This window comes from Legionella tucsonensis (assembly GCF_001468035.1).
Classification (GTDB): domain Bacteria; phylum Pseudomonadota; class Gammaproteobacteria; order Legionellales; family Legionellaceae; genus Legionella; species Legionella tucsonensis.
Genome location: NZ_LNZA01000001.1, coordinates 2,005,838 through 2,028,231, shown reverse-complemented (window position 1 = coordinate 2,028,231; position 22,394 = coordinate 2,005,838). Strand labels below are relative to the sequence as shown.

Sequence of the window (22,394 nt, the reverse complement as noted above, 5' to 3'; positions counted from 1 at the left end):
TACTTTTTATAACGTACGTTATACTTTGATTAACACGATTGGATTTTTGAAAATATGCTAAATGAATATTATTTAACCGATGATATCGAAGAGCCGGTTCTTGCGAGTAGTATTTTATCTTATGTCACTCCCAATATTTCTGCTAAACGATATCATGAATTAAAAACAGGATATATTCCCTGGGAAGCAAAACTGGACCTTTCTGGTTTACAGCCAGAGAACGCCCGTAATTCCTTGTTGGAATTTATTCAAAAGCAGGTGAAAAATAATAAACTGTGCATACTCATTGTTCATGGTGTGGAAGGCCCTAAAAATACTCTTCCTCTACTCAAGAATTTAATCAATCACTGGTTGCCACAAATCATAGAGGTTGCAGCGTTTCACAGTGCACAACCTAAAGATGGTGGCATTGGCGCGGTGTATGTTTTGCTTAAAACAAAGGATCTTCCGAAACCTACTCGAATCGAGAAAAGTACGTCCTTTTTAGTCGTTGAAACTAAGGCTATGGAACGACAGAGACGTTTGGCCGAACAGCAAGGGGAACGAAGGATCGCATTAGTGAAAGCTCGTGAGCACTCTGACTATGAGGCTCAACCCGGCCCTGAAGGTGAGTTGCAAAATAATATTTTACAACATCCAGCATTAGACAGTCAGCGTTTTGATGGCATTGATACTCCTTTAAACCCTGAACCTCCATTAAATACTGATGCGCGACGAGAATATGATAATGAACGACGCAATCAGGAACAAGAAAAACAACTGCGTTTAGGTCATATGCCAAAATTCACTAATACACCTAAACCTAGAGGTCCTTATTAATGACAATAGCAAGTGACATAATCAGTCATCGAATGCCTGATTTTGAAGCTTACCTTCGAGCAGGAGAATCGTTAGATGACATTGATGAATACGGCTTTACGCCTTTAATTGAGTGTGTGATTACGCATCAAATTGAAATTGCTGAGCAATTAATTGCCCGCAAAGTTGACGTCAATAAAGCAGATGTAACAGGACGTACCCCTTTACATTGGGCTGTAGATAATAATGATGTTGCGTTGGCGCAGTTATTATTAAATAATGGGGCAGATCCCAATGCCTATACGCGCAATGGGCTATCTATTTTGGTTTATCCTGTATTACGTAATCAAGAAACACTCAAGCACTTACTCTATCAAAATGGAGCCAAGCTCGATTTTGCCCTTGATTTTATTAATGGCAAATTGATAGGGCATCGTTTTGAATTGCAAGGTGATGTAGATATAGTCAATGCCAAGGGTGAATTTATTGAACTGGACTATGAGGGATTCATCCTTGAATTTACTGTTGCAGTAATAAGAGATGCCTTAAGGCGTTTTATCAGCAGTTATTCAACTCGTCATTTGCGCGAGTATTTTCCCTTAGCTCACGTTATTATCGATGCATTTTTACTTGCAGAAGAGCTTTTGCAATATCAACACCTGCCTTTTCTGGATAAGCAGCATATGCAGCGACTAAATGAGTTATTAAAAGCGCCTATGTTAATTCTTCCGGCAGCGAGTCGCGGCCATGCCATGGGTTTTATTCGTTTTGGTCAGTGGTGGGCTAAAATTGATCGAGGTGAAAATAGCCTGCAGGAAGGAAGCGTTAATATCTATAAAATTACTTCTCCTGAAGCACTCAATGAGCGTTTTTTACAGAATTTTCTTTATAAAAAACAACCAAGACGTTATTTTCATCAGCAGATCAATCAGCAATTGGGTTTGATTCCACTGACAAAAATGCCGATTAGTTCACAAATCAGCGGCAATTGTTCTTGGGCTAATATACAAGCGATTGTGGCGGTTGCCTATGCGATTCAAGGATTGGAGCAAAGCAGTTTTTTTAATTCTGACTCTGCGATGGCCTTTTATAATGAGTGGGTAGCATGGGATAAAGAACGGGCTGTAGATGAATGCATCCAACGTTTTTATTTGGCTAATCCTGTGCGTAAAGCAAGTATAGCGGCAATGTTAGGGGGGGTTTTATTTCAAGCATGTAATTACGCGAACAAGCGGCATTTAGAAATGGCGGAGAAAATACTTAAAATTTTAACTCTCCCTGATTATGAATACATTTTAAAAAGTTATCTTGAAGAATACTGCATTAAACGATTAACAAAAAAAGGTAATAATTTACTTAAAATTCTCGATGATTGCGGTATCAATCCTAATATTGGTGTGAATCCTGTTGCCACGGATTTATGATTTTGCAGCCTGGGTTTCGTTTTTCTGTACTTAGACTGCAAAGCCCATTACGCTTATTTTTCAGCTATAATCAAAAGGTAAGAATTATCTTATTTAGATAGGGAGATCATTATGTTAAAGTGGGCGCTCATCTTTTTGGTAGTCGCCATTGTTGCAGGTTTATTTGGTTTTCGTGGTATTGCGTCCACGGCTACCAGTATTGCTAAGGTACTCTTCTTTTTGTTTATTATTATTTTCCTGGCATTTTTAATTTTGAGTTTATTTGGTACTGCATCATATACTGCTGTACCGTAACCTGGATGACATAGTGTAAAAAACCAGGATTTCTCATTATTAGCTCCTGGGTTTAAGGCGTGCGCCCTTCACCCGGGATCTTAATTCAAAAAGTCTCTTGCATGACATTTGCCAATAAAATATTTTATGATAGAGATGCTATATCAATAACAAAACGATAACGAACATCACTTTTAACGACGCGTTCAAATGCTTCATTGACTTGCTGTATGGGGATTAATTCAATATCAGATGCGATGTTGTGTTTGCCGCAAAAATCGAGCATTTCTTGAGTTTCTTTAATGCCTCCAATCATTGATCCAGCTAAGCTTCTTCGTCTGGATATCATGGAAAATGGATTAATCGGGATGACCTCTTCTGGAATACCAACAACGACCATGGTGCCATCGCGTTTAAGTAGTTTGATGTATTCATTCCAATCGATTTTAGCGGAAACAGTACAGATAATCAGATCAAAATAATTAGTTAATTTTTGAAAAGTCTCAGGATTCGAAGTAGCAAAGAAATAATCAGCCCCCATGCGTTTACTATCAGCTTCTTTACTCAGTGAATGACTCAATACGGTTACTTCTGCCCCCATTGCATGGGCTAATTTGACGCCCATATGTCCAAGTCCTCCCAAACCTAAAATACCCACGCGTTTTCCAGGACCAACATGCCAATGTCTTAGAGGGGAGTAAAGTGTTATTCCTGCGCAAAGAAGAGGCGCTGCCGCATCCAGCGGTAAATTTTTAGGGATTTTCAGGACGTAATTTTCATCTACTACAATTTGGGTAGAATATCCACCCTGAGTAAGATTACCGCTATTTCGCTCAAGATTGTTATAGGTTAAAGTCATTCCTGTATCACAAAACTGTTCCATCCCTTCATGGCAGCTTTCGCATTGTCGGCAAGAATCAACAAAACAGCCAACACCAACAGGTTCACCTACCTTAAACTGTGTAACGGCTGAACCTATTTGACTGACTACACCAATAATTTCATGTCCTGGAACCATTGGAAATAAGGAGCCGCCCCATTCATCTTTTACTTGATGAATGTCTGAATGGCAAATGCCGCAATAGTGGATGTCAATGAGTACATCATTTTTTCCAACATCGCGCCGATCAAATGAATAAGGGGTGAGTGGAGCTTTTGCACTTTGAGCAGCGTAGCCTTTTACGGGTATCATTTAAAACTCTCCTTGTTTTTAGAATTTTTGTCCGGATGATACATTTATAGGCTGGGGAAACATAGCCTTAACCCCGGAGTGTATTTTTTCCTGGGTTATGGGCATCTTCACCCAGGAAATAAATATATTCAACTTTATTCTTTTATTGCAGGTTCTCTTTTTTTATTGCTTTCTCCTTTGGCAACAGAGGATTTTGCATTTCCTTGCTGCTGGCTTCCTTTTCTACGATTTTGACCTGAAGTTTGATTCGTATTCGCACTGGTTCGTTGCTGTTGATTACCACTGGGCCGGCGTCGTCGGTTTTGTGATCTTCTGTCCCCAGAGCCTTTGGAAGTTTTTGCTTGAGGCTGATTGCGGCCAGGTGTTCTTTTAGATTGACTTTGTGGTGCCGAGCTTAAAGAATCTGTAGTATGTCCGCTGCTAAATAAACTTGACCATAACCGTTTGATAAAACTGGTTTGGGCACTTTTTACAGGTGGATGTGCTGTAAATGATTTGACCGCAGGTTCATCACGTAAAGAAGATTCTGCCTCATTACTGGCAACCTGTAATTCAGGTTGTTGGATTAAAGTATAGCTGGGCTTTTTAGATTTACCCACATTATCTTCTTTTAGTCGCGTGATTGAATACTGAGGTAAGTGCATGTAGGGATTGGCGATAATCATTATTGAGACGCTATGTCTTTTTTCAATGTCTCTAATGAAATTGCGTTTTTCATTGATAATGAAGGTTGCCATTTCCGCAGGAAGTTGTACTTGTATTTCAGCGGTCTTTTCCTTTAATGCTTCTTCTTCAATAAGGCGGGTAATAGCCAGCCCATGAGACTGAATATTACGTACAGTGCCACGACCCTCACAACGTGGACAAACTTCTTGAGCACTTTCACCTAGTGATAATCTGAGACGTTGACGAGACATTTCCAAAAGACCGAAACGTGAGATACGACCAATCTGAATACGTGCTCTATCTGCCTGTAATGCTTCTTTCAAGCGATTTTCTACATCACGTTGATTTTTACTGGAGCTCATATCGATAAAATCGATAACAACCAAACCACCTAGATCACGCAGACGTAACTGACGTGCAATTTCATCAGCTGCTTCGATATTTGTATTGACGGCTGTTGCTTCAATATCTGCCCCGCCTGTAGCTTTAGCTGAGTTTACATCAATTGATACTAGAGCTTCAGTTCTGTCGATCACCAAAGCACCTCCAGAAGGCAACATAACTTGTCGTTGGAATGCAGTCTCTATTTGGCTTTCAATTTGATAAAAGTTAAACAAGGGAATGCTGCTGTTATAGAGCTTTAGGTTTGGTAAAAACTCAGGTTTTACTCGCTCAATATATTGTTTGGCTTTGATATAAGAAATCTGATCATCAATGATGATTTCACTGATTGACTTGCGTAAGTTATCGCGAATAGAACGAATGATGACATCACCTTCTTGATGAATCAAACAAGGAGCAAGCTCTGTATTATAAGCTTGTTTGATTGATTGCCATTGATTGCACAGCATATCCAGGTCATCTTGCAATTCCTCTTGGCTTTTACCTACACCTGCAGTGCGGATAATAAGCCCCATATCTTCGGGCAAAGTCAGTGCATTGAGAGTTTCACGCAGCTCATCACGCTCGTCTCCTTCGATACGTCGCGATATACCTCCTGAGCGAGGATTATTAGGCATCAGAACCAGATAGCAACCTGCTAAAGTAATGTAGGTAGTCAGTGCAGCACCTTTGCTGCCGCGCTCTTCTTTGTCTACTTGGACCAGTAATTCCTGGCCTTCACGGATTAACGAAGTAATCGGAGGTTTTTCATCGCCAAATTCTTCGGGATTTTTGCTTAGATATTCAGGTGCGATTTCTTTAAGAGGCAAGAAGCCTTGACGTTTAGAACCGTACTCTACAAAAACAGCATCGAGGCTTGGCTCTCGTCTGGTAACGGTTGCTTTATAGATATTTCCCTTTTTTTTCACTTCACCAGGACATTCAATATCCAAGTCAAATAAATAACGGTCTTTCACAAGTGCAACACGAACCTCTTCAGTTTGTATTGCATTGATTAACATTTTTTCCATCTATTACCCCATAATTTAGGGCGCAGTCATTTAAGTTGAGATAAGCCTGTTTCAACTCTACTATCTTGGCCGCAAAGACTTGATTTTTTGTGCCCTGATACTCACATACTTATGTATGCTGAGCTTCAGGGCTCGAAAATCAAGTCTTTGCGACTCAATCTAGCGAATTATAAACAAGTCCTAATATAAGGCTCAAAATACCTTAGAGGTTCAATTGGACCAGTTACAACTCTACTGTCTTGAGTCGGAATGCTTTGATTTTCTGAGCTCCGATGCTCACATACTTTGATGTATGCTGCGCTTCAGGGCTCGAAAATCAAAGCTTTGCCCCTCAATCTGGCGAATTGTAAACAGGTCCCAGGATTTACTGATATTTCTTCGCTTTTGGCTGATGTCGGGATTTTCCGTGCTTCGTTGCACACATTAGTATGCTTTGTTGCAATGTTTGAAAACCCGGGTGCTTCACCGCAAGTAGTTAATAGAGCAGTAGAATCTGGAATTGAACAATAAGCGATGTGATCTTTAGGCGAACCCATAGCCTTGTAAACAGACTTTACGCCTGCTCCCTGCTTAATAGACCTCTTTCGAAACGCTACAGCAGAGGACAACAGTGCGGTCGGTACGGTGCTCGAACCCTCATGTACTGATGCGTACATTCCGATTCTGTGCTCCGTCTCACTTCCTATTTGTCTTCCTGCAGAGAGTTTCGAAAGAGATCTGATGAGAGGTGCATACTGTGAAATATACTGGTTACAAATCAAACGGGTTGAAATATGAAGCCAAAGGCGTGCGAAAGCCCTGAAGTAATTCGTAATCGGTATAAAGCATGTCTGGCATGCGTAGGTTTCTGTCAAAAATATGCTCAATTTATCTCTGGCATTTGGGTCGCTTCCTTATATCTTTAAGCTTAAATAGAAGCGCTATTTTTTATTTAACTATATTAAACACGTAATTATTCATTTAGGCTGAGTTAGACCCCATTTCCTCAATGACTAGCATATACTTTAAAGTAAATAGTCACGCTTTTTAATTAAATGCGTTATAATTCGGTTGCATGGAAATTTTCCCACGCTACAGGTGATCATATCAAAAAAATCACGTCCAGCAAACAGGTTTATTGACAATGAGTGAAGTAAGTTATAAAGAAATCAGTAATGAAGAAGAAGGGCAACGTCTGGATAATTACTTGATTCGTATTTTAAAAGGTGTTCCCAAAAGCCATATCTATAGGATTATACGCGGCGGAGAAGTTCGAGTTAATAAAAAAAGAGCACAAGTGAATTCGAGATTGCATGCTGGAGACAGTGTACGCATTCCTCCGATTCGCCTGTCAGAACCAAAAGAGGTATTTGTCGGTGACACCTTGGCAAAACGTCTGCAGGAAAGCATTATTTTTGAAGATTCTTGTTTCTTGGTAATTAACAAGCCAGCAGGTATCGCCGTTCATGGTGGTAGCGGTTTGAGTCTTGGAATAATTGAAGCGTTGAGAAAAACCAGGAATGATTTACATTATTTGGAATTAATTCATCGGCTTGATAAGGAAACTTCAGGGTGTCTTTTGTTAGCTAAAAAAAGAAGTATTCTCAGAGCAATGCATGCGCTGCTTGAGTCACGTGAAGTGCAAAAAACTTATTGGGCATTACTGACACATCGTTGGGAAAATAAAAAACAAGTGACTGTTCGTGCTGCGCTTGAAAAAAACATTTTAAAATCAGGTGAGCGCATTGTATCGGTTAAAGAAGAAGGAAAAGCTTCTGAGACAGCATTTAAGCTTCTTGAAAATTATCAACAGGCATGTTGGGTTGAAGCCAGTCCCAAAACGGGGCGTACACATCAAATTCGTGTGCATAGCGCTCATTTAGGACATGTTATTGTTGGAGATAAAAAATATGGAGCACTTGCAGGAGAAATCGAAGGGATAGATAATAAGAATTATCGTCTTTTTTTACATGCACGATCTATTCAATTTGAATTGAATGGCACAAAGCATTTGTTTCAAGCTGATGCAGATAACCATTTTTCTACCGCACTAAAACAATTACGTGCGAGGAGCGTAGTGAGCAATGAGCAATCCATATGATTTGGTAGTATTTGACTGGGAAGGTACTATTGCGGATACTTTAGGGATAATTTTACATGTAGTTGCTACAGAAGCGAATTTACTGGGGTTTGGTGATTTTGATCCCTCCCAAGCGAGAAAATATGTTGATTTGGGTTTAGTACAGGCTTTGAGGAAAACATACCCCAATTTGACAGCAACGCAACATCAACAATTATTACAGGCCGTACAGTTGGCCTTGAATTCTCGTTCATCTGATGTTTGTTTGATGCCGGGTGTGCGCGAACTGATTTATCAATTGCATGAGGCTAAGATAAACCTGGCAATTGCAACAAATAAAGGACATCAATCCTTGTTTCGCGCCTTGCAGGCTACGGGTCTTGATGCACTGTTTAAAGTAACTCGTTCTGCAGGACAGGTTCCCGCAAAACCTTGCCCGCAAATGTTGGAAGAAATTATTGAAGAATACGGGGGAACTACAGCTACAACTCTAATGATAGGCGATTCACTGACCGATATGGAAATGGCAAAAAGTGCTCAAGTTACTGCTGTAGGAATAGATATTTACCATCAACAAGAAGAGGCTGCCCTTAAGTCCGCTGGTGCAATTGTAGTATTTTATGATTATAAACAAATAGCAGATTTTTTAAATTTATCGAAGAGTAGTTAACCGCTTACATAGCCTTTCTGTAGTTTGGGTGCAGATGAGTCTGTGCACCATTAAGTAAAAAAGTTTCCTCTCCCAGTGAATAGGGGATAACGGGACACTGTTAAGGAGCTTTGGCATTCCCGCGTAGGCAGGAATCCATTTTCTAAATTGACTTTGATTTTCGATTTAGAGTTAGATCCCGCCCGCGCGGGGATGGCAATCTACATACACTTAACTTAATGGCATAGGACTCTGTTTCGCTCATTCAGGCTAGGTTAATTTTGGGGCTACTCATAGGATGGGAGTTGCTTTAATTCGTTTATGTAAAGGGAGTATCAAGCGTTGAGTACATTAACCAGTTTACCGAATTTATTAACATTACTGCGGATCTTGCTGATTCCAGTATTTGTTATTGTCTTTTATTTGCCGGTTTCATTTGCGCATATGTTGGCAGCAAGTATTTTTGCTGCAGCAAGTTTTACTGATTGGTTAGATGGTTATTTGGCACGTAAACTCAAGATGATGTCTCCTTTTGGCGCTTTTCTTGATCCTGTTGCAGATAAATTATTGGTTTCCACAAGTTTACTGCTATTAGTAGGAGCTAAGGAAGTTGATTACATTACTATCCCTGCTATGGTCATTGTTGGACGTGAAATTGTTATTTCAGCATTACGGGAATGGATGGCTGAAATTGGCAGAAGAGCGAGTGTTACCGTAGGTTATGTGGGTAAGATAAAAACATTTTTACAAATGATAGCTTTGTTCTTATTGCTCGCTTTTAATCCGACGGATACTTGGGGTGGTATTTTTGGTTTTGTCTTACTTTATGTGGCAGCAATTTTAACGATTTGGTCGATGATTATTTACTTGGCAATTGCTTGGCCAGAATTAACGAAAAAAAATTAATTTTATTATTGACAGGGTATTAAATTTCGGTAGAATCACACCCCGTAGAGACGCGGGAATAGCTCAGTTGGTAGAGCACAACCTTGCCAAGGTTGGGGTCGCGAGTTCGAGTCTCGTTTCCCGCTCCAAATTAAAGCGACAAAAAGTCGCTTTTTTTTTAGAGTTACGAAAGATCTAGAAGTATTAATTGAGGCTGTGTGGCAGAGTGGTCATGCAGCGGCCTGCAAAGCCGTGTACGCCGGTTCGATTCCGGCCTCAGCCTCCATAATCGATTGCCCAGGTGGCGAAACAGGTAGACGCAAGGGACTTAAAATCCCTCGGTGGTAACACCATGCCGGTTCGATTCCGGCCCTGGGCACCAATTACACATTTTGTAATTGTGCGTAAAGGCTCGAAACAGTACGTAACTGATTGATAAATAATAAAATAACATTGACTTCTTCTTCTCAAATCCTTCTCAACTATTCGTTAATTTTCGCATTTAACCGCGAGAACTTTGGGTAAGATTTTGGGTAAGGTTTTTTACCTCCTCTTCCAAGGTTGTTGCATAGTTGAGGTAAGTTACAATGTTGACTGATTCACAGATTAAATCTTTAAAGATAGAGGATGGAAAACGCCATGCTGATCGTGATGGTTTAGTATTAGAGTTAAGACCAAGCAAAAAGAAACTCAATAAAGTATTTATCTTCCGTTTCCAATGGAACAAAAAGCCGCAGACAATCACAATTGGCAATTATTTAAGCATTGGCTTGGCAGAAGCTCGTAATATCGCCTTAACCTATCGAGACATGCTTAACAAAGGTATTGATCCCAGATCGAATGATTCTGATTCTGAACAAGCAAGAATAACTTTTGAAGTTGTCGCTGATCAATGGTTTCAGAAATACAAAGGCACGTGGAAAGATTTTGCACGTAACCGCCACTCAAAAAGCCTCTCACGGGATATTTTGCCGCTCATTGGTAATAAACCCATAGATGAAATAACCAAAGCTGATTTATTAAATATTATCAAACCACATGAAGACTTACGCCACCATGATGTGGCGCATCGGCTATATGCAAGGCTGCAAGCCACTTTTGAGTTTGCTATGGGAGCATCTCTTACAACAAATTATCCATTCGTGGGTCTTAAAAAAGCTCTAATTCCCAAACCAAAGGCCACAAATCAACCAGCGATCAGCTCAGTTGAAGCCCATGAGATGATGGCTGCTCTCAAAAATAATAACTGCTCAAAAATTATAAAGTTGTATACGGAGATACTGGCTCATGTATTCACAAGGCCATCTGAATTACGTGAGGCAAAATGGTGTGAGTTTGACTTACAAAATGCAGAATGGAATATCCCAGCAGAGCGAATGAAGATGGGGGTGCCTCACTGGGTGCCTTTAACGCCTCATGTCCTGAGCTTATTGAAAGAACTAAGATTAATCACGGGATTTACACCATATCTTTTTAGCTCCCCCGCGCTTAAAAAATCTCAACCTATTAGTGAAACCAGTGTGCGTAAGCTTTTACATAATGCTGGTTATAAAAACCGACATACAGCTCACGGTTTTCGCTCTTTGGCTTCAAGTGTGCTGCATGAACAAAGCAACTTTAGAACCGATGCCATCGAAGCTCAGCTTGCACATAAAGTGCAGGGGGTGCGTGGCGTTTATCTGCGTGCTGATTTTAAGCAAGAGCGTAAACAATTGATGGATTGGTATAGCAACTGGTTATTAGAAAAAGAAAACGTTAATCATAGCTCAATATGCTTATAGGGGGAATACAATGGAGCCAATAATACATGAACATAAATCGGAGTTTGAGCAGACCATACTTGGCCAGCGTTTAGATGAAACCATGATGAAATGCCTTAAGGATACCGCTAAAATAAACGAGAAGACTGGTGAGGAATTAGCTACATTGCTCAATGCAAACTTACCGAGAGAGTTTGTGATGGCATTAACTCGGCCATGGTATAGAGCAAATATGCTGGCTACTTGGTGTGAGCAGCTTAATTTGCCTGAAGAAAAAGAATGGGTGAGAGATGTCATTAAATTACTTAAACAGATGAAAAAGATATTAGTCCGCCACAACCCAGACAATGTTCTACTCTTAATGCTATTTATAACCTCAACAGAGCCAAAACTCGATGAATTTGTGGAAAATTTAGATGAGTTAATATCTTTTTTTGAGTCGTTTTTAAAGCTTGAGTTCAAAAATGGCAAAACATTTTCGCCTAATTACTTCAGACGGTATGCTATCAATAGCTTATTTTGGATGGGCAAAAAAATGGGATTATTGGAAACTGGCTCACCTACGCAATTAAATAAGTATGTTCATATTGTGACAGAGCGAGTATATGAAGAAATCAATAAAGACTATTTGAAATTTAAAAAAAATGACCTATGGAAGCCTCCCAGACAGCAAATGAATGTACCACTTTTATTTATATACAATCCTGATTGCAAAGGAACCAACAACATTCTGTCCAAAATAAGCACTCGCTTTGTAATGGCTTAGTTCAACTCATACCCTTCCCGACAGCTTCGATTTTTCAGGTTGTCGGGCATTATCTTAGCATCCGCCTCCGTTCATAATCACTCCAACGAATACTTGAGAAATATTCGAAGAAGAAGCCAATTTAGGAGATTAGATTATGAATGAATTATCAATATTACTTTATCCAAACCAAGCTCAAAAATTTTTGGGGGTGAAAGCCACAAAGTTTTACGAGTTACTGCAAACCCCAGGTTTTCCTAAGCCTAGATCACCACTCGGCAAGCGTCCAATGTACTTAAGAAAAGAGCTTGAGGAATGGGCTGAAAACCTCGCAAAAATAGAGAATAAGTCAAAAGAGGAGGAATTATGCAAAAGCAATATGCAAAATTAACTCTCCTTTTTTTCGTATACAGGCTTTTAAAGCAGAGCACCAAGTATGGAATGGGGCAGATTTACATCCAAGGCCACCTGAACGAAGCCTGCCACCAATTATGTATGTTACATAGGAGTAACAGAGATGGATTTTAACCAAGTTATTCAAAATTTCCAAGCAGCAATGCTCACAAATGGAGTCACACCCCCAGATTGTATTATTGCTGACGGACAGTTACAGCGATTTTATATCCAAGGCGATAAGCGCGGATCTAAGAATGGCTGGTATACAGTTTTCGCAGACAATACACCCTGTGGCATGTTTGGCAGTTGGAAAGAGGGGGTAACTCATAAATGGTGCTCCAAGAGGCGAGAATCCATGAGTAATCGCCAATACAAAGAATACAAACAACAGATGGAGAAGGCAAAACTCCAACGCGCAGAAGAGCGAGCTAGTGAACAAGCAGAAGCTGCAAGGCTGGCAAAACATATTTTTTATGGTTGTCTGCCTGCTGATCCTGTCCACCCTTATTTGGTTCGGAAACGTATCAAACCATTTTATGCTCACCAAAAAGGAAGTTACCTTGTTCTTCCCGTCATAAATTTTGATGGTAATTTTCATAGTCTCCAGATGATTGCATCAAATGGTGATAAGTGGTTTTTATCTAATGGTGTTATCGCAGGGCATTTTATACCCATCCAACACCAACCAGTCGATAGAAAAAAAATACTGATTTGCGAAGGGTTCTCAACAGGTGGCGCACTAGCACAATTATATCCAGAGGCGTGCGTTATCGCTGCCTGCAATGCAGGTAATTTAAAACCAGTAGCTGTTAACATTCGCCAACATTTACCAGTCTCAGAGATTGTAATAGGCGCGGATATTGATCAAGTTGGTCTCCTGAGTGCGCGAGAAGCGGCAAGAGCGGCTAACGCAACAATCATAAAACCAAAATTTCCACCCAGTGCTAGCAAAAAATTCAACGACTTCAATGACCTTTGGTTATGTTTAGGTTCAGTGGAGCGACAAATATGAGCACTCCCAATTTGGATATATTACAGAACTCTATTGAAACAGAGGAGCTACAAGTAAAGGCTGTTAGCCTGAGTGACCTTTTAAGCATGGACTTACCCCCACGTGAGAATCTGTTAGACCCTTGGTTGCCGAGAGGGGGGTTATGCATGGTCTACGCCAAACGCGGTGTCGGTAAAACATTTTTTGCCCTTGAGATAGCAATGGCTGTTGCATACAGAGTAAAATTCCTGTCATTCACTGCTACTAAGCCAGTAAGAGTGCTCTATATTGACGGAGAAATGCCAGCAAATACGATGCAGGAACGTTTGGCTAAAATTGAACAGAGAATGCCCGCTAATGAACAAATGATTCAACCATTTTTTATTACACCTGATTTACAGGGTGATTTTATGCCGGATTTAAGTACCACGGATGGTCAGGAGTCTATCCTCCAATATACTGATGAGGCTGATTTAATTATCGTTGATAATATTTCAACCTTAGGCGGCTCTGCTAAAGAGAATGAAGCCGAAAGCTGGATTCCCTTGCAACAATGGGCGTTATCGCTGAGGAAACAAGGAAAAAGTGTATTGTTTATCCACCATGCAGGAAAAAATGGCAACCAAAGAGGAACCAGCAAGCGAGAGGATGTTTTAGATACGGTTATAGCCCTGAGGCACCCATCGGATTACGAACCATCTGAGGGGGCATGTTTTGAACTTCATTTTGAAAAAGCGCGTGGGATGGTGGGTGATGATGTAAACCCCATAAGGTGCTGGATAACGAAAGATGGTTGGAAATACGAATCACTTGAACAAAACAATTATCAAAAAATTATTGAACGCGCTAATGAGGATATGAAGCAAATAGAAATCGCTGGTGAACTAGGTTTATCGAAGGGCTATGTCAGCAAAGTACTTAAAAAAGCCAAAGGACTTGGAGATATAAAAAAAGATGGGTAACTTCCAACATTTAGCGCAAAAAGTGTTATCTAAGAATTGCCCTAATGCTAAAGTTTCCTGTTTCCTACCTCTAGCAGAGGAAACTGGAAACTTTCAGGGTAAATCAGGAAACAACGCTGGAAACTTTAATCGCTCATATAATAGGGAAAGCCAGTCTATATCTGCTTTTAAAGAGGAAACCCACAAGGAAACCAGCAGGAAACCAGAGGCAAGCAATCAGGAAACTTTTGCAGTAAAAAACCATGATAAAAGTTTCCTAATAAGTAATAGTACAGCAGGCATACTCGATGGTTTTTTTTCTAATGCGGCTGGGTTGGATATCAACTTATTACCAGATGATAAACGTTGGATTAAAACAGTTTGTTTCGGAATCAGCCGCCCAACGCTTGCTGGTTTCTTAAGCGAATATATTGATCGCTGGCATAACGCAATGGAGCGAGAAACGGTAACATATAAAAAGCAAAACGCAGGTAGAAGATCTGCAAATATTTGGCTACGCGAAACACTGACAAATCAGTGTACATCATGATGTGGGTTATGGCAGTTAAAAAAACCGCAGTAAATGAATGAGTTGAGTATCTTGTTAATAACAAGAAAAAACAAGCTAGGAGTGATTTAAAATGACATTTAAGTCAGGTATCAGCGGTAATCCAAATGGACGCCCTAAAGGCACTGGTTCACGTCAACAATTATTTAGCAGTTTCGTTGAGCCTCACCAAGCTGCCTTATTTGAAACAGCAATTAATTTAGCACTTGATGGTAATGAAGCAATGTTGCGATTATTTCTTGACCGCATGCTTCCTGCTAAACCAACAGATGATGCTGTTACCGTGCAATTGCCCTCAACAAATGATAACAGCGCATTAACATTATCTATGCGAGGGGAGGCTATTCTACAGGCTGTTTCACTGGGTGAAATAACACCGGAGCAAGGGAAAGCAATCATGGGGGTAATTGATACGCAACGGAAAAACATTGAAACATCTGATCTTTCAATACGGCTTCAAGAGATAGAACGCACCTTAAAACAGAGGAAAAAGGAGAAATAAACCATGCGCCAGATTAATGACAACCAATATACCCAATTTACCCCTAAGGAACGAGTAAATTTAACTTTCGCAGCTCTTTCACGTGGTGACGAAACAGAGGCGGATCGTTTATGGCAAACGTGTCCGCGATATAGATATGTGGCGCATGATTTTGAGTACACTTTGGGTGTTAGTGCGCTTACTGTATTGGGTTCATTATTTTTTGAGAAATGTGTCACGCATTATAACCTTATCAAGAGGGCGGAATTGCTTATCATGGGCTCAGAGCAAGATTTGGAATATGAGGAAAAAGAGGGCTTTGATGATTTTGCGATTCAAGCTCGGAAATTTATTGAACTACTCAATAAAACACAACAGACACATATTTCCAAACTTAAGGGATTATTTGAAGGATTTAGACAATTTTGCTCTGAGGAAGGCTTTGATAGTGAAAATATTTTGAGAACAATACCTGTACATGGTTGCTGCCATGATTTGGATGCATTGCTTGCCAGTGATATTCAAATAGACCCACAGCATGTAAGCCAAGTTAAAGATATCTTTTTGGAGCAATGGCGTCATTAATAGCGAATTAAATTAACTTCTGTCTTAGAAAAAATGGTCTCTGATGTACTAGGATTATATCCACAACCTCCATTTTCGTTGCATTTAATAGGCTTTATAAGAGAAAAAGCATTTTTTGAGTCACAATTAGAATAATAATGTCAGATGTTGATAATGCTACTTATCCGTTGTGGGATTGTAATGGACTTGAACCATTTTATATTTAACAAGGGCATCGAAATTCTTACAGTTCAGAACAATAATAAAAATTAAGGTATTCGGCATAGTTATACTGTTCTCGGGGTATTTGGTGGTTTGGGTATCGGTAGTTTATTGACTAATTTAGTTACTCACTATAGGGGTTTGAGGTTCAATGGTACGAAAACGCACGCTAAGGAATCCCAGATAATTTTTATGTATCTTGTGAGCGCTTGTTCCGTCCAGACTTGGGTTTAATTATCGAGAAGAAAGGTCTATGTCCGAAAACCGAAGCTACGTACACACCAGGCCAACTTCCATTTTAAAACTCCAAAAAGGCGCCTAAGCGCCAATTAATTATTGGCACGATGGCATGCAATAATCAGCACCTTGATACCAGTAATGATTGCCATATTGGCCTGATACATTCCAGCAACAAAAAGCACCTGCGGTTTTCAAGCTTAAGCCATTACCTTTGCTTTTTGTTTTCATGCTATTTATTGCTGTTTTCATATCCATTCCGCGCTCATTAGCAAATTTGGATATTTGATTTAATTGCTTAGTTGTTAATCCGCTGCCAAACTTATTTTGAAAATCACGCACATCTTTATCTGTAATTGTTGCGTTCGCCCCAACAGCTCCTAACATCAATCCAGCTACTACTAAACTTTTTACTACTTTCATATTAAAACTCCAAAGATTTATATATTAAATTAAGGCTCAGCATCGACAGCTTGGGGAATAGGTTGCATCATTACAAACAATGCGGTGATTGCTTGCGCAATAACTTACACCACCGTGCTATGAACAACACCCACGTCCAACTTTTTCTGCCTTAAACGTAATAGGATTCTTAAGTGTTAGTCGTTAAACATAGATTGTGATTTATGGCTTTAGTCTGTTCAGCGCCTGCTAACGCACTAAAAGACAATACAATCGTCACAAAAATAAATTTTAAAAACTTCATAAGTTACCCGTCTATTTCAAATTACATTATTAACAACCAGAGAAAAGCACAGCATTACGCACCTATACTGGTGGTCAGGGTAAGTGAATAGCATTGATTCACAACATGTTTTCTAAGCTTATTAATAACAGCTATTATCAATTTCTGAGCATTTACCCAAAAATGTTAATTATTAATAGCTCTAAAAGTTACAACAGATTTTTATGATTTTATTGAAGTACAACTATTAGAGTTTATTGTTGGTCTTAGCCAACAGGGGCGAACTATACTGGCTAATATTTGCTCTGTCAATATTTAACCACACATTGAAAATTCACAAATCTTTGCACCTTTTCGTAATCATTCAAATCAGTTGAAGGTAAGATATCAGATCAAAGTATGGCTTTTAATTAAATACACAGGTTCTTAAAGGCTTAATTCACTATGCGAACCTAACCTGACTAACTGTAATGTGCCTTTATCTGGCTTGCGATAAATCAAAACCAAATCAGGCTTAACATGACAATCACGGTGGTCATGCCAATTATTAGATAAAGCATGGTCACGATGTTTGGCAGCAAGCGATTCATCCAGTGCCAAGGCATCTATTATTTCGACAAAAATACCGTCTAAAACAGCTTTATGTTTACCTTTCTTTTCGCGTTTAAAATCACGTTTAAACTGAGCGGTGTACTCAATCTTCCTCATCGTTTAAATCATCCATGAGAGATTGAACTGTTTTGAACGATTTTAATTTACCGCGCCGCGCTTCTTTCATCGCATCAATGGTTTTTTGATTTGGAATAAGCGGCTCAAATGGCAGCGCATGCTCTTTGGCAACTCGTGTCAGCAACATACGAAATGCATCAGATACAGTAAGCCCCATGGATGCGAGGACTACTGTGGCCTCTTCTTTGATCTGCTCATCGATTCTTGCTCTTACTACTGTATTGGTTGTCATAATTTTCTCCTGCTCTTGTAGCTACATTGTAGCACATAATTCGCAAGTTTGCTTATCTGTTCGTATTCGTTCGTATGTGGTAAGATATCATAAGTTGGGTAAGAACTTGGGTAAAGTCCAAGTCCTTATTATTTTTATTAATTGAAATCAAATGGTTAAGTTTAGGTTCGATTCCGGCCCTGGGCACCAATCTCCATTATTCTGAAGCAAATAAGATTAAAGCAAGAATTGCAAGGATCATCCCCAATCCATGTTTGAATGTTAGCCCCTGTTTAAGAAACACAACGCATAACAATAGAGTAATCATAGGATACATCGATGTGACGAGCACTACGGGCATTGTAGGTCCGTTACGAAGCGCAGCAATGAAAAAAATGCAGGCGATACCATTTGCTAAACCATTCAATAGTCCGTATGTACTCCCTTTTGGGCAAAGATCCAGCTTGAAATCAAGTAATACCAAAGCGATGATGCCAGAAATTAATACACCTATACTTGAATAAAAAGTGATGGATAGGGGATTAATAAAACTTGATGCTCTTGTGCCCCAATAGCCCCAGGCACCATAAAGACACAAAGCAATGAGTGAAGGATAATACCAAGAGCTAGGATTCATACAAATTACCTTACCTGATAGCATGTTTTACATATTAGTCATATAGGATAACCGGTAGTTTATTAAAAAAATACTGTACCGAGTATCCTTTCTTGATTCCTGGCTACAATTTTTATTGCATCAGCCAGGGGCCACCCTTTGTTCGGATTCTAGGGAGCTGGATTGATAATCCAGTTCTCTTTGTTTGCCTAACCATTCAACTAATCGGGTACGAAAAGTTTTAAAAAATAAGAAGAAACGATTGGATGAGCGAATCTGAGCGGTTTCATCATTTTGATACAAATCCAGCACTTCTTTTGATGTGGTTAATTTTAAATTTAAGGCAATTTTATCTGCATGAAAGGCAATGTCAGTCAAGGCGCAATTTTTTAATTTGAAGAAATCCTCGGCAATTTCACGACCCTCTATTTTAAAATCAGCAAGCGTAAATTGATGTTTTGCGAAGTAGGTACAGTTTTTACCATTTGTTGTTTTTAATTCTTCATTGGCACCTGCTGCAATAAGTTCCATACTTAAATCATCAAAATGATAAAATCTCGCCCAATGAAGTGCGGTCATCCCGTGATGGTCAGCGTGATTTACATCACACTTTAACTCACGCATTTTTTTCAAAATATGCTTTGCAGCTTCTCTATCAGCTAGTTTGCAAGCTAGGATCAGGGCTGTATTATCATAAGAGGTAGCTAAGAGAAGCTTCGAGTTTGCCAATCTCAATGAATGTTCCAGATTAAAAGGGTTACGTTCAATAACGGCTTGATGTAACGGGGTGTTGGTTGGCACTACATCATCATGGCTTCCTTTCTCAGGCAGAGAAAGCTGACAAAATAGATTTAGTTTTTCTAATGTTTCTTGACATGCTCTAGCAGATTGCAATTCTTGCAGGTAGACATTGAAAAAAATTTTAAGTGCGTCTAAATGATGTAATAAGAGTAGGGTGTGTTTTAAAATGTTGGGGTACAGCAAATCATTACTCTGTAAATAGCCCAGGAAAGATTGAAGTTTTTCTATACTGTTTTTATATCTTAATTGAGGAAGCATTGTTTCTATTATATCTTTTCGTAAAAGATCGAGCTTGTCTATGAATTTAAGAAATTGCTCAAGCGCTCGAAGATCTTCCATTGAGGGATTAGCTGTGGTTAATAATTCTGCCATTAAAGGAATTAATTCAGAAGGAAGGCTTTTACAGAGTCCGAACAGGTCAAAAATTAAATACCAATCACTGCATTCTTCCGTATATGCCAGCCCACCTTCGTCGATGGTAAAACGAAGCGGTGTAACATGGGTTATTTGCGTATATCGGGTAAGTTTATCTTTTTGGGCTAAAAAACAGATGAGTTCATAAATTTTATCCTCGCGAGCAGGTGCCATTCCAATGGCTTTAATCAGAGCCTTGCGTGTTTCCTGGTTTGTATTTTCACTGATAAATACTTGTAAGGCTAAGACAGGATTAGAATAGCACTTTGCTTTAATGTAAGAAACTAGATGAATGAAATCAGTTAGCTGGTCAAGTGCTTTGCCACCGGGGACTACCGTAAGTTCTTCACTCAGCAGCCCATCTATTTCATCAAAATGAACACCGGGTTTATTGACCAAGGCAATAATCTTATCATTGAGGATGATTTTTTTTACTTCTACTTGCGATGAGGCCATAAGTGTCCTTCTGTCAAATGCGGTTTTGATTGATAAAACATCTTACTTTAAATAAATTAAATTCACAATTTGTAAAATTAATGATTTTTGATAGAAATATAATGTATGAGAAAAGACAATCAACCTGCGATAAAGTAAATATCCACAAATTCTGTGGATAAGTATGTGGGTTAGCTGATGAAGAAAATAATAAATAAGCCGAACCAGGTATAAGGTATATCTCTTGGATGATTTTTTCTCTACAATAAGACTTTAACCAAAAATCAAAGCAAATATGTATAAACCATTAGCCCTTTTTATAGGGTTACGCTATACGCGTTCTAGAAAGAAGAATCATTTTGTTTCTTTTATTTCGTTAAGCTCGATGCTAGGTATAGGCTTGGGTGTGATGGTTCTGATTACGGTATTATCGGTAATGAATGGATTTGACCAGCAAATCCATAATCGGTTTTTCGGAATGGCTCCTGAAATTACGGTTTCCGGACCCAATGAGCGACTTAGTGATTGGCCTGAAGTGGCTAAAAAAATCCAAACGATTCCTGAAATTAAAGCACTTGCGCCCTATGTTGGCGGTCAGGGATTAATGGTTAATGACGGACAGGTTTTACCTATTGTCTTGACGGGAATTTTACCTGAAAAAGAACAGCAAATGAGCCACTTACAAGATAAATTACTTGCGGGGAGTCTAAATAATTTAAAAGATTTCGGCATTATCTTAGGTAGAGGGCTTGCAGACAGTATGGGAATGATGATTGGGGATAAGGTCACCGTCATGATTCCCCAGGCAACAGTTACCCCTGCCGGTATGATTCCTCGTTTTAAGCGATTTACTGTAGTTGGGGTTTTTTCTGCTGGAAGCGGGTTTAATTTTGATACTAAATTAGCATTTATCAACATGGGAGATGCTCAAAAATTATTGCAAATGGGTGATGAGGTAACTGGAATCAAGATGAAAATAGGTAATGTTTACCAAGCACCGGAATTATCTGCTCGATTATCTCATTTATTAGGTGACGAATATCAGGTAGGCAATTGGACGCAGCAATATGGCGCATTTTTCCAAGCTGTTAAAATGGAAAAAACAATGATGTTTCTGATCTTACTATTGATTATCGCTGTGGCTGCATTTAATCTGGTATCTTCCTTGGTGATGGTTGTTAATGACAAGCAAGCAGAGATCGCAATTTTAAGAACTATTGGTGCGACACCTTCTACCATATTATGGACATTTATTGTGCAAGGAATGATGGTGGGAATTGTAGGTACCTTGTTTGGTTTACTTGGTGGATTAGTATTGGCAAAAAATGCAACCACAATTGTGAATCATCTGCAAACCTGGTTTCATGTTAAAGTTTTATCGTCCAGCATTTATTTTGTTGATTATTTACCTTCCGAAATTCTGGTTAGCGATCTATGGAAAGTGTGTGTTATGGCATTATTAATGAGTTTTCTTGCAACCATTTATCCTGCCTGGCGGGCCTCAAAAACAGTGATTGCGGAGGCTTTGCATTATGAGTGATATTATTTTAAATGCGGAAAAATTATGTAAGTCATACAATGACGGTACTTCTAAAGTAGATGTATTGCGGGGGGTGGATTTGTCCATAGCTCAAGGCGAACGCTTAGCAATTATTGGACCTTCAGGATCCGGGAAAAGCACTTTATTGCATTTGTTGGGTGGATTGGATAAACCAACAAGCGGAGATGTACAGATTAAGGATATAAATTGGCAAAAGATAAATGAAAAAAAACGGTGTAAACTACGTAATCAAGGTTTGGGATTTATCTATCAGTTTCATCACTTGTTACCCGAGTTTACCGCACTTGAAAATGTTTGCATGCCCTTATTATTAGCAAATATCTCGGTGAAAGATGCAGCGGTTGAAGCAAGTAAAATGCTGGATGATGTTGGCCTTAAAGAAAGAAAAACGCATAAACCTGCCCAGCTTTCAGGTGGGGAGCGACAAAGAGTTGCTATAGCCAGAGCTCTAGTGCATCAACCTTACTGTGTATTAGCTGATGAACCCACAGGAAATCTTGACCAGACTACTGCAACAAAAGTATTTGATCTCATGCTGGAGCTTAATAGAAAATTGCATACTGCTTTAGTTATTGTCACCCATGATCATCAGTTAGCAAAACAGATGGATAGAGTTTTGGTATTAGGAGAAGGTGTTTTATCTGACTTTAAGTAGATTCGGGTTATTAGCTAAGTTCGT

Annotated in this window: 23 protein-coding genes and 3 tRNA genes; 19 read left to right on the top strand and 7 right to left on the bottom strand. The window is 39.3% G+C overall.

Annotation, left to right across the window (positions count from 1 at the left end):
• The first annotated feature begins 54 nt into the window (after positions 1-54).
• The 3 genes from Ltuc_RS08925 to Ltuc_RS08915 all read left to right on the top strand — a co-directional run bounded on the left by Ltuc_RS08925 (position 55) and on the right by Ltuc_RS08915 (position 2,516).
• Positions 55-819 carry a Smr/MutS family protein gene (locus Ltuc_RS08925; protein ID WP_058520921.1) on the top strand — a complete coding sequence of 255 codons (765 nt, stop codon included), beginning with the start codon at positions 55-57 and terminating at the stop codon, positions 817-819.
• Positions 819-2,222, top strand: a complete 1,404-nt coding sequence (gene ankH, locus Ltuc_RS08920) for a Dot/Icm T4SS effector AnkH/LegA3 (protein WP_058520920.1) — start codon at positions 819-821, stop codon at positions 2,220-2,222. The genes Ltuc_RS08925 and ankH overlap by 1 nt, the downstream gene beginning before the upstream one ends.
• 111 nt (positions 2,223-2,333) lie before the next feature.
• Positions 2,334-2,516 (top strand): DUF1328 domain-containing protein, encoded by a 183-nt coding sequence (locus Ltuc_RS08915; protein ID WP_058520919.1) that lies wholly within the window; start codon positions 2,334-2,336, stop codon positions 2,514-2,516.
• 124 nt (positions 2,517-2,640) lie between these two features.
• On the opposite strand, the gene Ltuc_RS08910 is transcribed toward Ltuc_RS08915, so the two are convergent.
• Positions 2,641-3,687 (bottom strand): NAD(P)-dependent alcohol dehydrogenase, encoded by a 1,047-nt coding sequence (locus tag Ltuc_RS08910; RefSeq protein WP_058520918.1) that lies wholly within the window; start codon positions 3,685-3,687, stop codon positions 2,641-2,643.
• 134 nt (positions 3,688-3,821) lie between these two features.
• On the bottom strand, positions 3,822-5,765 hold the full coding sequence (locus Ltuc_RS08905; RefSeq protein WP_058520917.1) for an Rne/Rng family ribonuclease: 1,944 nt from the start codon (positions 5,763-5,765) through the stop codon (positions 3,822-3,824).
• Between the two features lie 1,123 nt (positions 5,766-6,888).
• On the opposite strand from Ltuc_RS08905, the gene Ltuc_RS08895 reads away from it, so the two are divergent.
• The 14 genes from Ltuc_RS08895 (at position 6,889) to Ltuc_RS08830 (ending at position 15,825) form a co-directional block, all read left to right on the top strand.
• Positions 6,889-7,845 carry an RluA family pseudouridine synthase gene (locus Ltuc_RS08895; protein WP_058520915.1) on the top strand — a complete coding sequence of 319 codons (957 nt, stop codon included), beginning with the start codon at positions 6,889-6,891 and terminating at the stop codon, positions 7,843-7,845.
• Positions 7,829-8,494 (top strand): HAD family hydrolase, encoded by a 666-nt coding sequence (locus Ltuc_RS08890; protein ID WP_058520914.1) that lies wholly within the window; start codon positions 7,829-7,831, stop codon positions 8,492-8,494. Before Ltuc_RS08895 ends, Ltuc_RS08890 begins: the two co-directional genes overlap by 17 nt.
• Positions 8,495-8,815: 321 nt before the next feature.
• Entirely contained in the window at positions 8,816-9,379 is a 564-nt protein-coding gene (gene pgsA / locus Ltuc_RS08885; protein WP_058520913.1) for a CDP-diacylglycerol--glycerol-3-phosphate 3-phosphatidyltransferase, read from the top strand.
• A 52-nt stretch (positions 9,380-9,431) separates the two neighbouring features.
• Positions 9,432-9,507 (top strand) — tRNA-Gly (locus Ltuc_RS08880).
• 63 nt (positions 9,508-9,570) lie between these two features.
• A tRNA-Cys gene (locus Ltuc_RS08875) sits at positions 9,571-9,644 on the top strand.
• A 9-nt stretch (positions 9,645-9,653) separates the two neighbouring features.
• A tRNA-Leu gene (locus Ltuc_RS08870) sits at positions 9,654-9,740 on the top strand.
• A gap of 205 nt (positions 9,741-9,945) precedes the next feature.
• Positions 9,946-11,139, top strand: a complete 1,194-nt coding sequence (locus tag Ltuc_RS08865) for a tyrosine-type recombinase/integrase (protein ID WP_058520912.1) — start codon at positions 9,946-9,948, stop codon at positions 11,137-11,139.
• A gap of 10 nt (positions 11,140-11,149) precedes the next feature.
• Positions 11,150-11,884, top strand: a complete 735-nt coding sequence (locus Ltuc_RS08860) for a hypothetical protein (protein WP_058520911.1) — start codon at positions 11,150-11,152, stop codon at positions 11,882-11,884.
• Positions 11,885-12,020: 136 nt separating this feature from the next.
• Positions 12,021-12,254 (top strand): helix-turn-helix transcriptional regulator, encoded by a 234-nt coding sequence (locus Ltuc_RS08855; protein WP_058520910.1) that lies wholly within the window; start codon positions 12,021-12,023, stop codon positions 12,252-12,254.
• 126 nt (positions 12,255-12,380) lie between these two features.
• Positions 12,381-13,271, top strand: a complete 891-nt coding sequence (locus tag Ltuc_RS08850; RefSeq protein ID WP_058520909.1) for a toprim domain-containing protein — start codon at positions 12,381-12,383, stop codon at positions 13,269-13,271.
• A complete protein-coding gene (locus tag Ltuc_RS08845) occupies positions 13,241-14,212 on the top strand; it encodes an AAA family ATPase (RefSeq protein ID WP_338011334.1) in 972 nt (323 codons plus the stop codon). The genes Ltuc_RS08850 and Ltuc_RS08845 overlap by 31 nt, the downstream gene beginning before the upstream one ends.
• Positions 14,205-14,741, top strand: coding sequence for a hypothetical protein (locus tag Ltuc_RS08840; protein WP_058520907.1), 537 nt, complete (start codon positions 14,205-14,207; stop codon positions 14,739-14,741). Before Ltuc_RS08845 ends, Ltuc_RS08840 begins: the two co-directional genes overlap by 8 nt.
• A gap of 91 nt (positions 14,742-14,832) precedes the next feature.
• Positions 14,833-15,261 (top strand): hypothetical protein, encoded by a 429-nt coding sequence (locus Ltuc_RS08835; protein ID WP_058520906.1) that lies wholly within the window; start codon positions 14,833-14,835, stop codon positions 15,259-15,261.
• 3 nt (positions 15,262-15,264) lie between these two features.
• The gene (locus Ltuc_RS08830) at positions 15,265-15,825 is read left to right on the top strand and encodes a hypothetical protein (RefSeq protein WP_058520905.1); all 561 of its coding nucleotides are present in this window, start codon (positions 15,265-15,267) and stop codon (positions 15,823-15,825) included.
• A 534-nt stretch (positions 15,826-16,359) separates the two neighbouring features.
• Here the strand turns inward: Ltuc_RS08830 and Ltuc_RS08825 are convergent.
• The 5 genes from Ltuc_RS08825 to ankQ form a co-directional block, all read right to left on the bottom strand.
• Positions 16,360-16,686, bottom strand: a complete 327-nt coding sequence (locus Ltuc_RS08825) for a hypothetical protein (RefSeq protein WP_058520904.1) — start codon at positions 16,684-16,686, stop codon at positions 16,360-16,362.
• Between the two features lie 688 nt (positions 16,687-17,374).
• Entirely contained in the window at positions 17,375-17,656 is a 282-nt protein-coding gene (locus Ltuc_RS08820) for a type II toxin-antitoxin system YafQ family toxin (RefSeq protein WP_058520903.1), read from the bottom strand.
• Positions 17,643-17,909 carry a type II toxin-antitoxin system RelB/DinJ family antitoxin gene (locus tag Ltuc_RS08815; protein ID WP_058520902.1) on the bottom strand — a complete coding sequence of 89 codons (267 nt, stop codon included), beginning with the start codon at positions 17,907-17,909 and terminating at the stop codon, positions 17,643-17,645. The genes Ltuc_RS08820 and Ltuc_RS08815 overlap by 14 nt, the downstream gene beginning before the upstream one ends.
• 196 nt (positions 17,910-18,105) lie before the next feature.
• A complete protein-coding gene (locus tag Ltuc_RS08810) occupies positions 18,106-18,525 on the bottom strand; it encodes an EamA family transporter (RefSeq protein ID WP_058520901.1) in 420 nt (139 codons plus the stop codon).
• A 120-nt stretch (positions 18,526-18,645) separates the two neighbouring features.
• Positions 18,646-20,175 (bottom strand): Dot/Icm T4SS effector AnkQ/LegA10, encoded by a 1,530-nt coding sequence (gene ankQ / locus Ltuc_RS08805; RefSeq protein ID WP_058520900.1) that lies wholly within the window; start codon positions 20,173-20,175, stop codon positions 18,646-18,648.
• A gap of 274 nt (positions 20,176-20,449) precedes the next feature.
• Between ankQ and Ltuc_RS08800 the strand changes: the two genes are divergently transcribed.
• Positions 20,450-21,694 (top strand): lipoprotein-releasing ABC transporter permease subunit, encoded by a 1,245-nt coding sequence (locus Ltuc_RS08800; RefSeq protein WP_058520899.1) that lies wholly within the window; start codon positions 20,450-20,452, stop codon positions 21,692-21,694.
• Positions 21,687-22,370 (top strand): lipoprotein-releasing ABC transporter ATP-binding protein LolD, encoded by a 684-nt coding sequence (lolD, locus tag Ltuc_RS08795; RefSeq protein WP_058520898.1) that lies wholly within the window; start codon positions 21,687-21,689, stop codon positions 22,368-22,370. Before Ltuc_RS08800 ends, lolD begins: the two co-directional genes overlap by 8 nt.
• The last annotated feature ends 24 nt before the right edge of the window (positions 22,371-22,394 follow it).

Excerpts from the sequence above, each read along its gene's own strand:
- Ltuc_RS08925 (WP_058520921.1), top strand. The coding sequence starts at position 55 with ATGCTAAATGAATATTATTTAACCGATGATATCGAAGAGCCGGTTCTT.
- ankH (WP_058520920.1), top strand. The coding sequence starts at position 819 with ATGACAATAGCAAGTGACATAATCAGTCATCGAATGCCTGATTTTGAA.
- Ltuc_RS08915 (WP_058520919.1), top strand. The coding sequence starts at position 2,334 with ATGTTAAAGTGGGCGCTCATCTTTTTGGTAGTCGCCATTGTTGCAGGT.
- Ltuc_RS08910 (WP_058520918.1), bottom strand. The coding sequence starts at position 3,687 with ATGATACCCGTAAAAGGCTACGCTGCTCAAAGTGCAAAAGCTCCACTC.
- Ltuc_RS08905 (WP_058520917.1), bottom strand. The coding sequence starts at position 5,765 with ATGGAAAAAATGTTAATCAATGCAATACAAACTGAAGAGGTTCGTGTT.
- Ltuc_RS08895 (WP_058520915.1), top strand. The coding sequence starts at position 6,889 with ATGAGTGAAGTAAGTTATAAAGAAATCAGTAATGAAGAAGAAGGGCAA.
- Ltuc_RS08890 (WP_058520914.1), top strand. The coding sequence starts at position 7,829 with ATGAGCAATCCATATGATTTGGTAGTATTTGACTGGGAAGGTACTATT.
- Ltuc_RS08865 (WP_058520912.1), top strand. The coding sequence starts at position 9,946 with ATGTTGACTGATTCACAGATTAAATCTTTAAAGATAGAGGATGGAAAA.
- Ltuc_RS08860 (WP_058520911.1), top strand. The coding sequence starts at position 11,150 with ATGGAGCCAATAATACATGAACATAAATCGGAGTTTGAGCAGACCATA.
- Ltuc_RS08855 (WP_058520910.1), top strand. The coding sequence starts at position 12,021 with ATGAATGAATTATCAATATTACTTTATCCAAACCAAGCTCAAAAATTT.
- Ltuc_RS08850 (WP_058520909.1), top strand. The coding sequence starts at position 12,381 with ATGGATTTTAACCAAGTTATTCAAAATTTCCAAGCAGCAATGCTCACA.
- Ltuc_RS08845 (WP_338011334.1), top strand. The coding sequence starts at position 13,241 with ATGTTTAGGTTCAGTGGAGCGACAAATATGAGCACTCCCAATTTGGAT.
- Ltuc_RS08840 (WP_058520907.1), top strand. The coding sequence starts at position 14,205 with ATGGGTAACTTCCAACATTTAGCGCAAAAAGTGTTATCTAAGAATTGC.
- Ltuc_RS08835 (WP_058520906.1), top strand. The coding sequence starts at position 14,833 with ATGACATTTAAGTCAGGTATCAGCGGTAATCCAAATGGACGCCCTAAA.
- Ltuc_RS08830 (WP_058520905.1), top strand. The coding sequence starts at position 15,265 with ATGCGCCAGATTAATGACAACCAATATACCCAATTTACCCCTAAGGAA.
- Ltuc_RS08825 (WP_058520904.1), bottom strand. The coding sequence starts at position 16,686 with ATGAAAGTAGTAAAAAGTTTAGTAGTAGCTGGATTGATGTTAGGAGCT.
- Ltuc_RS08820 (WP_058520903.1), bottom strand. The coding sequence starts at position 17,656 with ATGAGGAAGATTGAGTACACCGCTCAGTTTAAACGTGATTTTAAACGC.
- Ltuc_RS08815 (WP_058520902.1), bottom strand. The coding sequence starts at position 17,909 with ATGACAACCAATACAGTAGTAAGAGCAAGAATCGATGAGCAGATCAAA.
- Ltuc_RS08810 (WP_058520901.1), bottom strand. The coding sequence starts at position 18,525 with ATGAATCCTAGCTCTTGGTATTATCCTTCACTCATTGCTTTGTGTCTT.
- ankQ (WP_058520900.1), bottom strand. The coding sequence starts at position 20,175 with ATGGCCTCATCGCAAGTAGAAGTAAAAAAAATCATCCTCAATGATAAG.
- Ltuc_RS08800 (WP_058520899.1), top strand. The coding sequence starts at position 20,450 with ATGTATAAACCATTAGCCCTTTTTATAGGGTTACGCTATACGCGTTCT.
- lolD (WP_058520898.1), top strand. The coding sequence starts at position 21,687 with ATGAGTGATATTATTTTAAATGCGGAAAAATTATGTAAGTCATACAAT.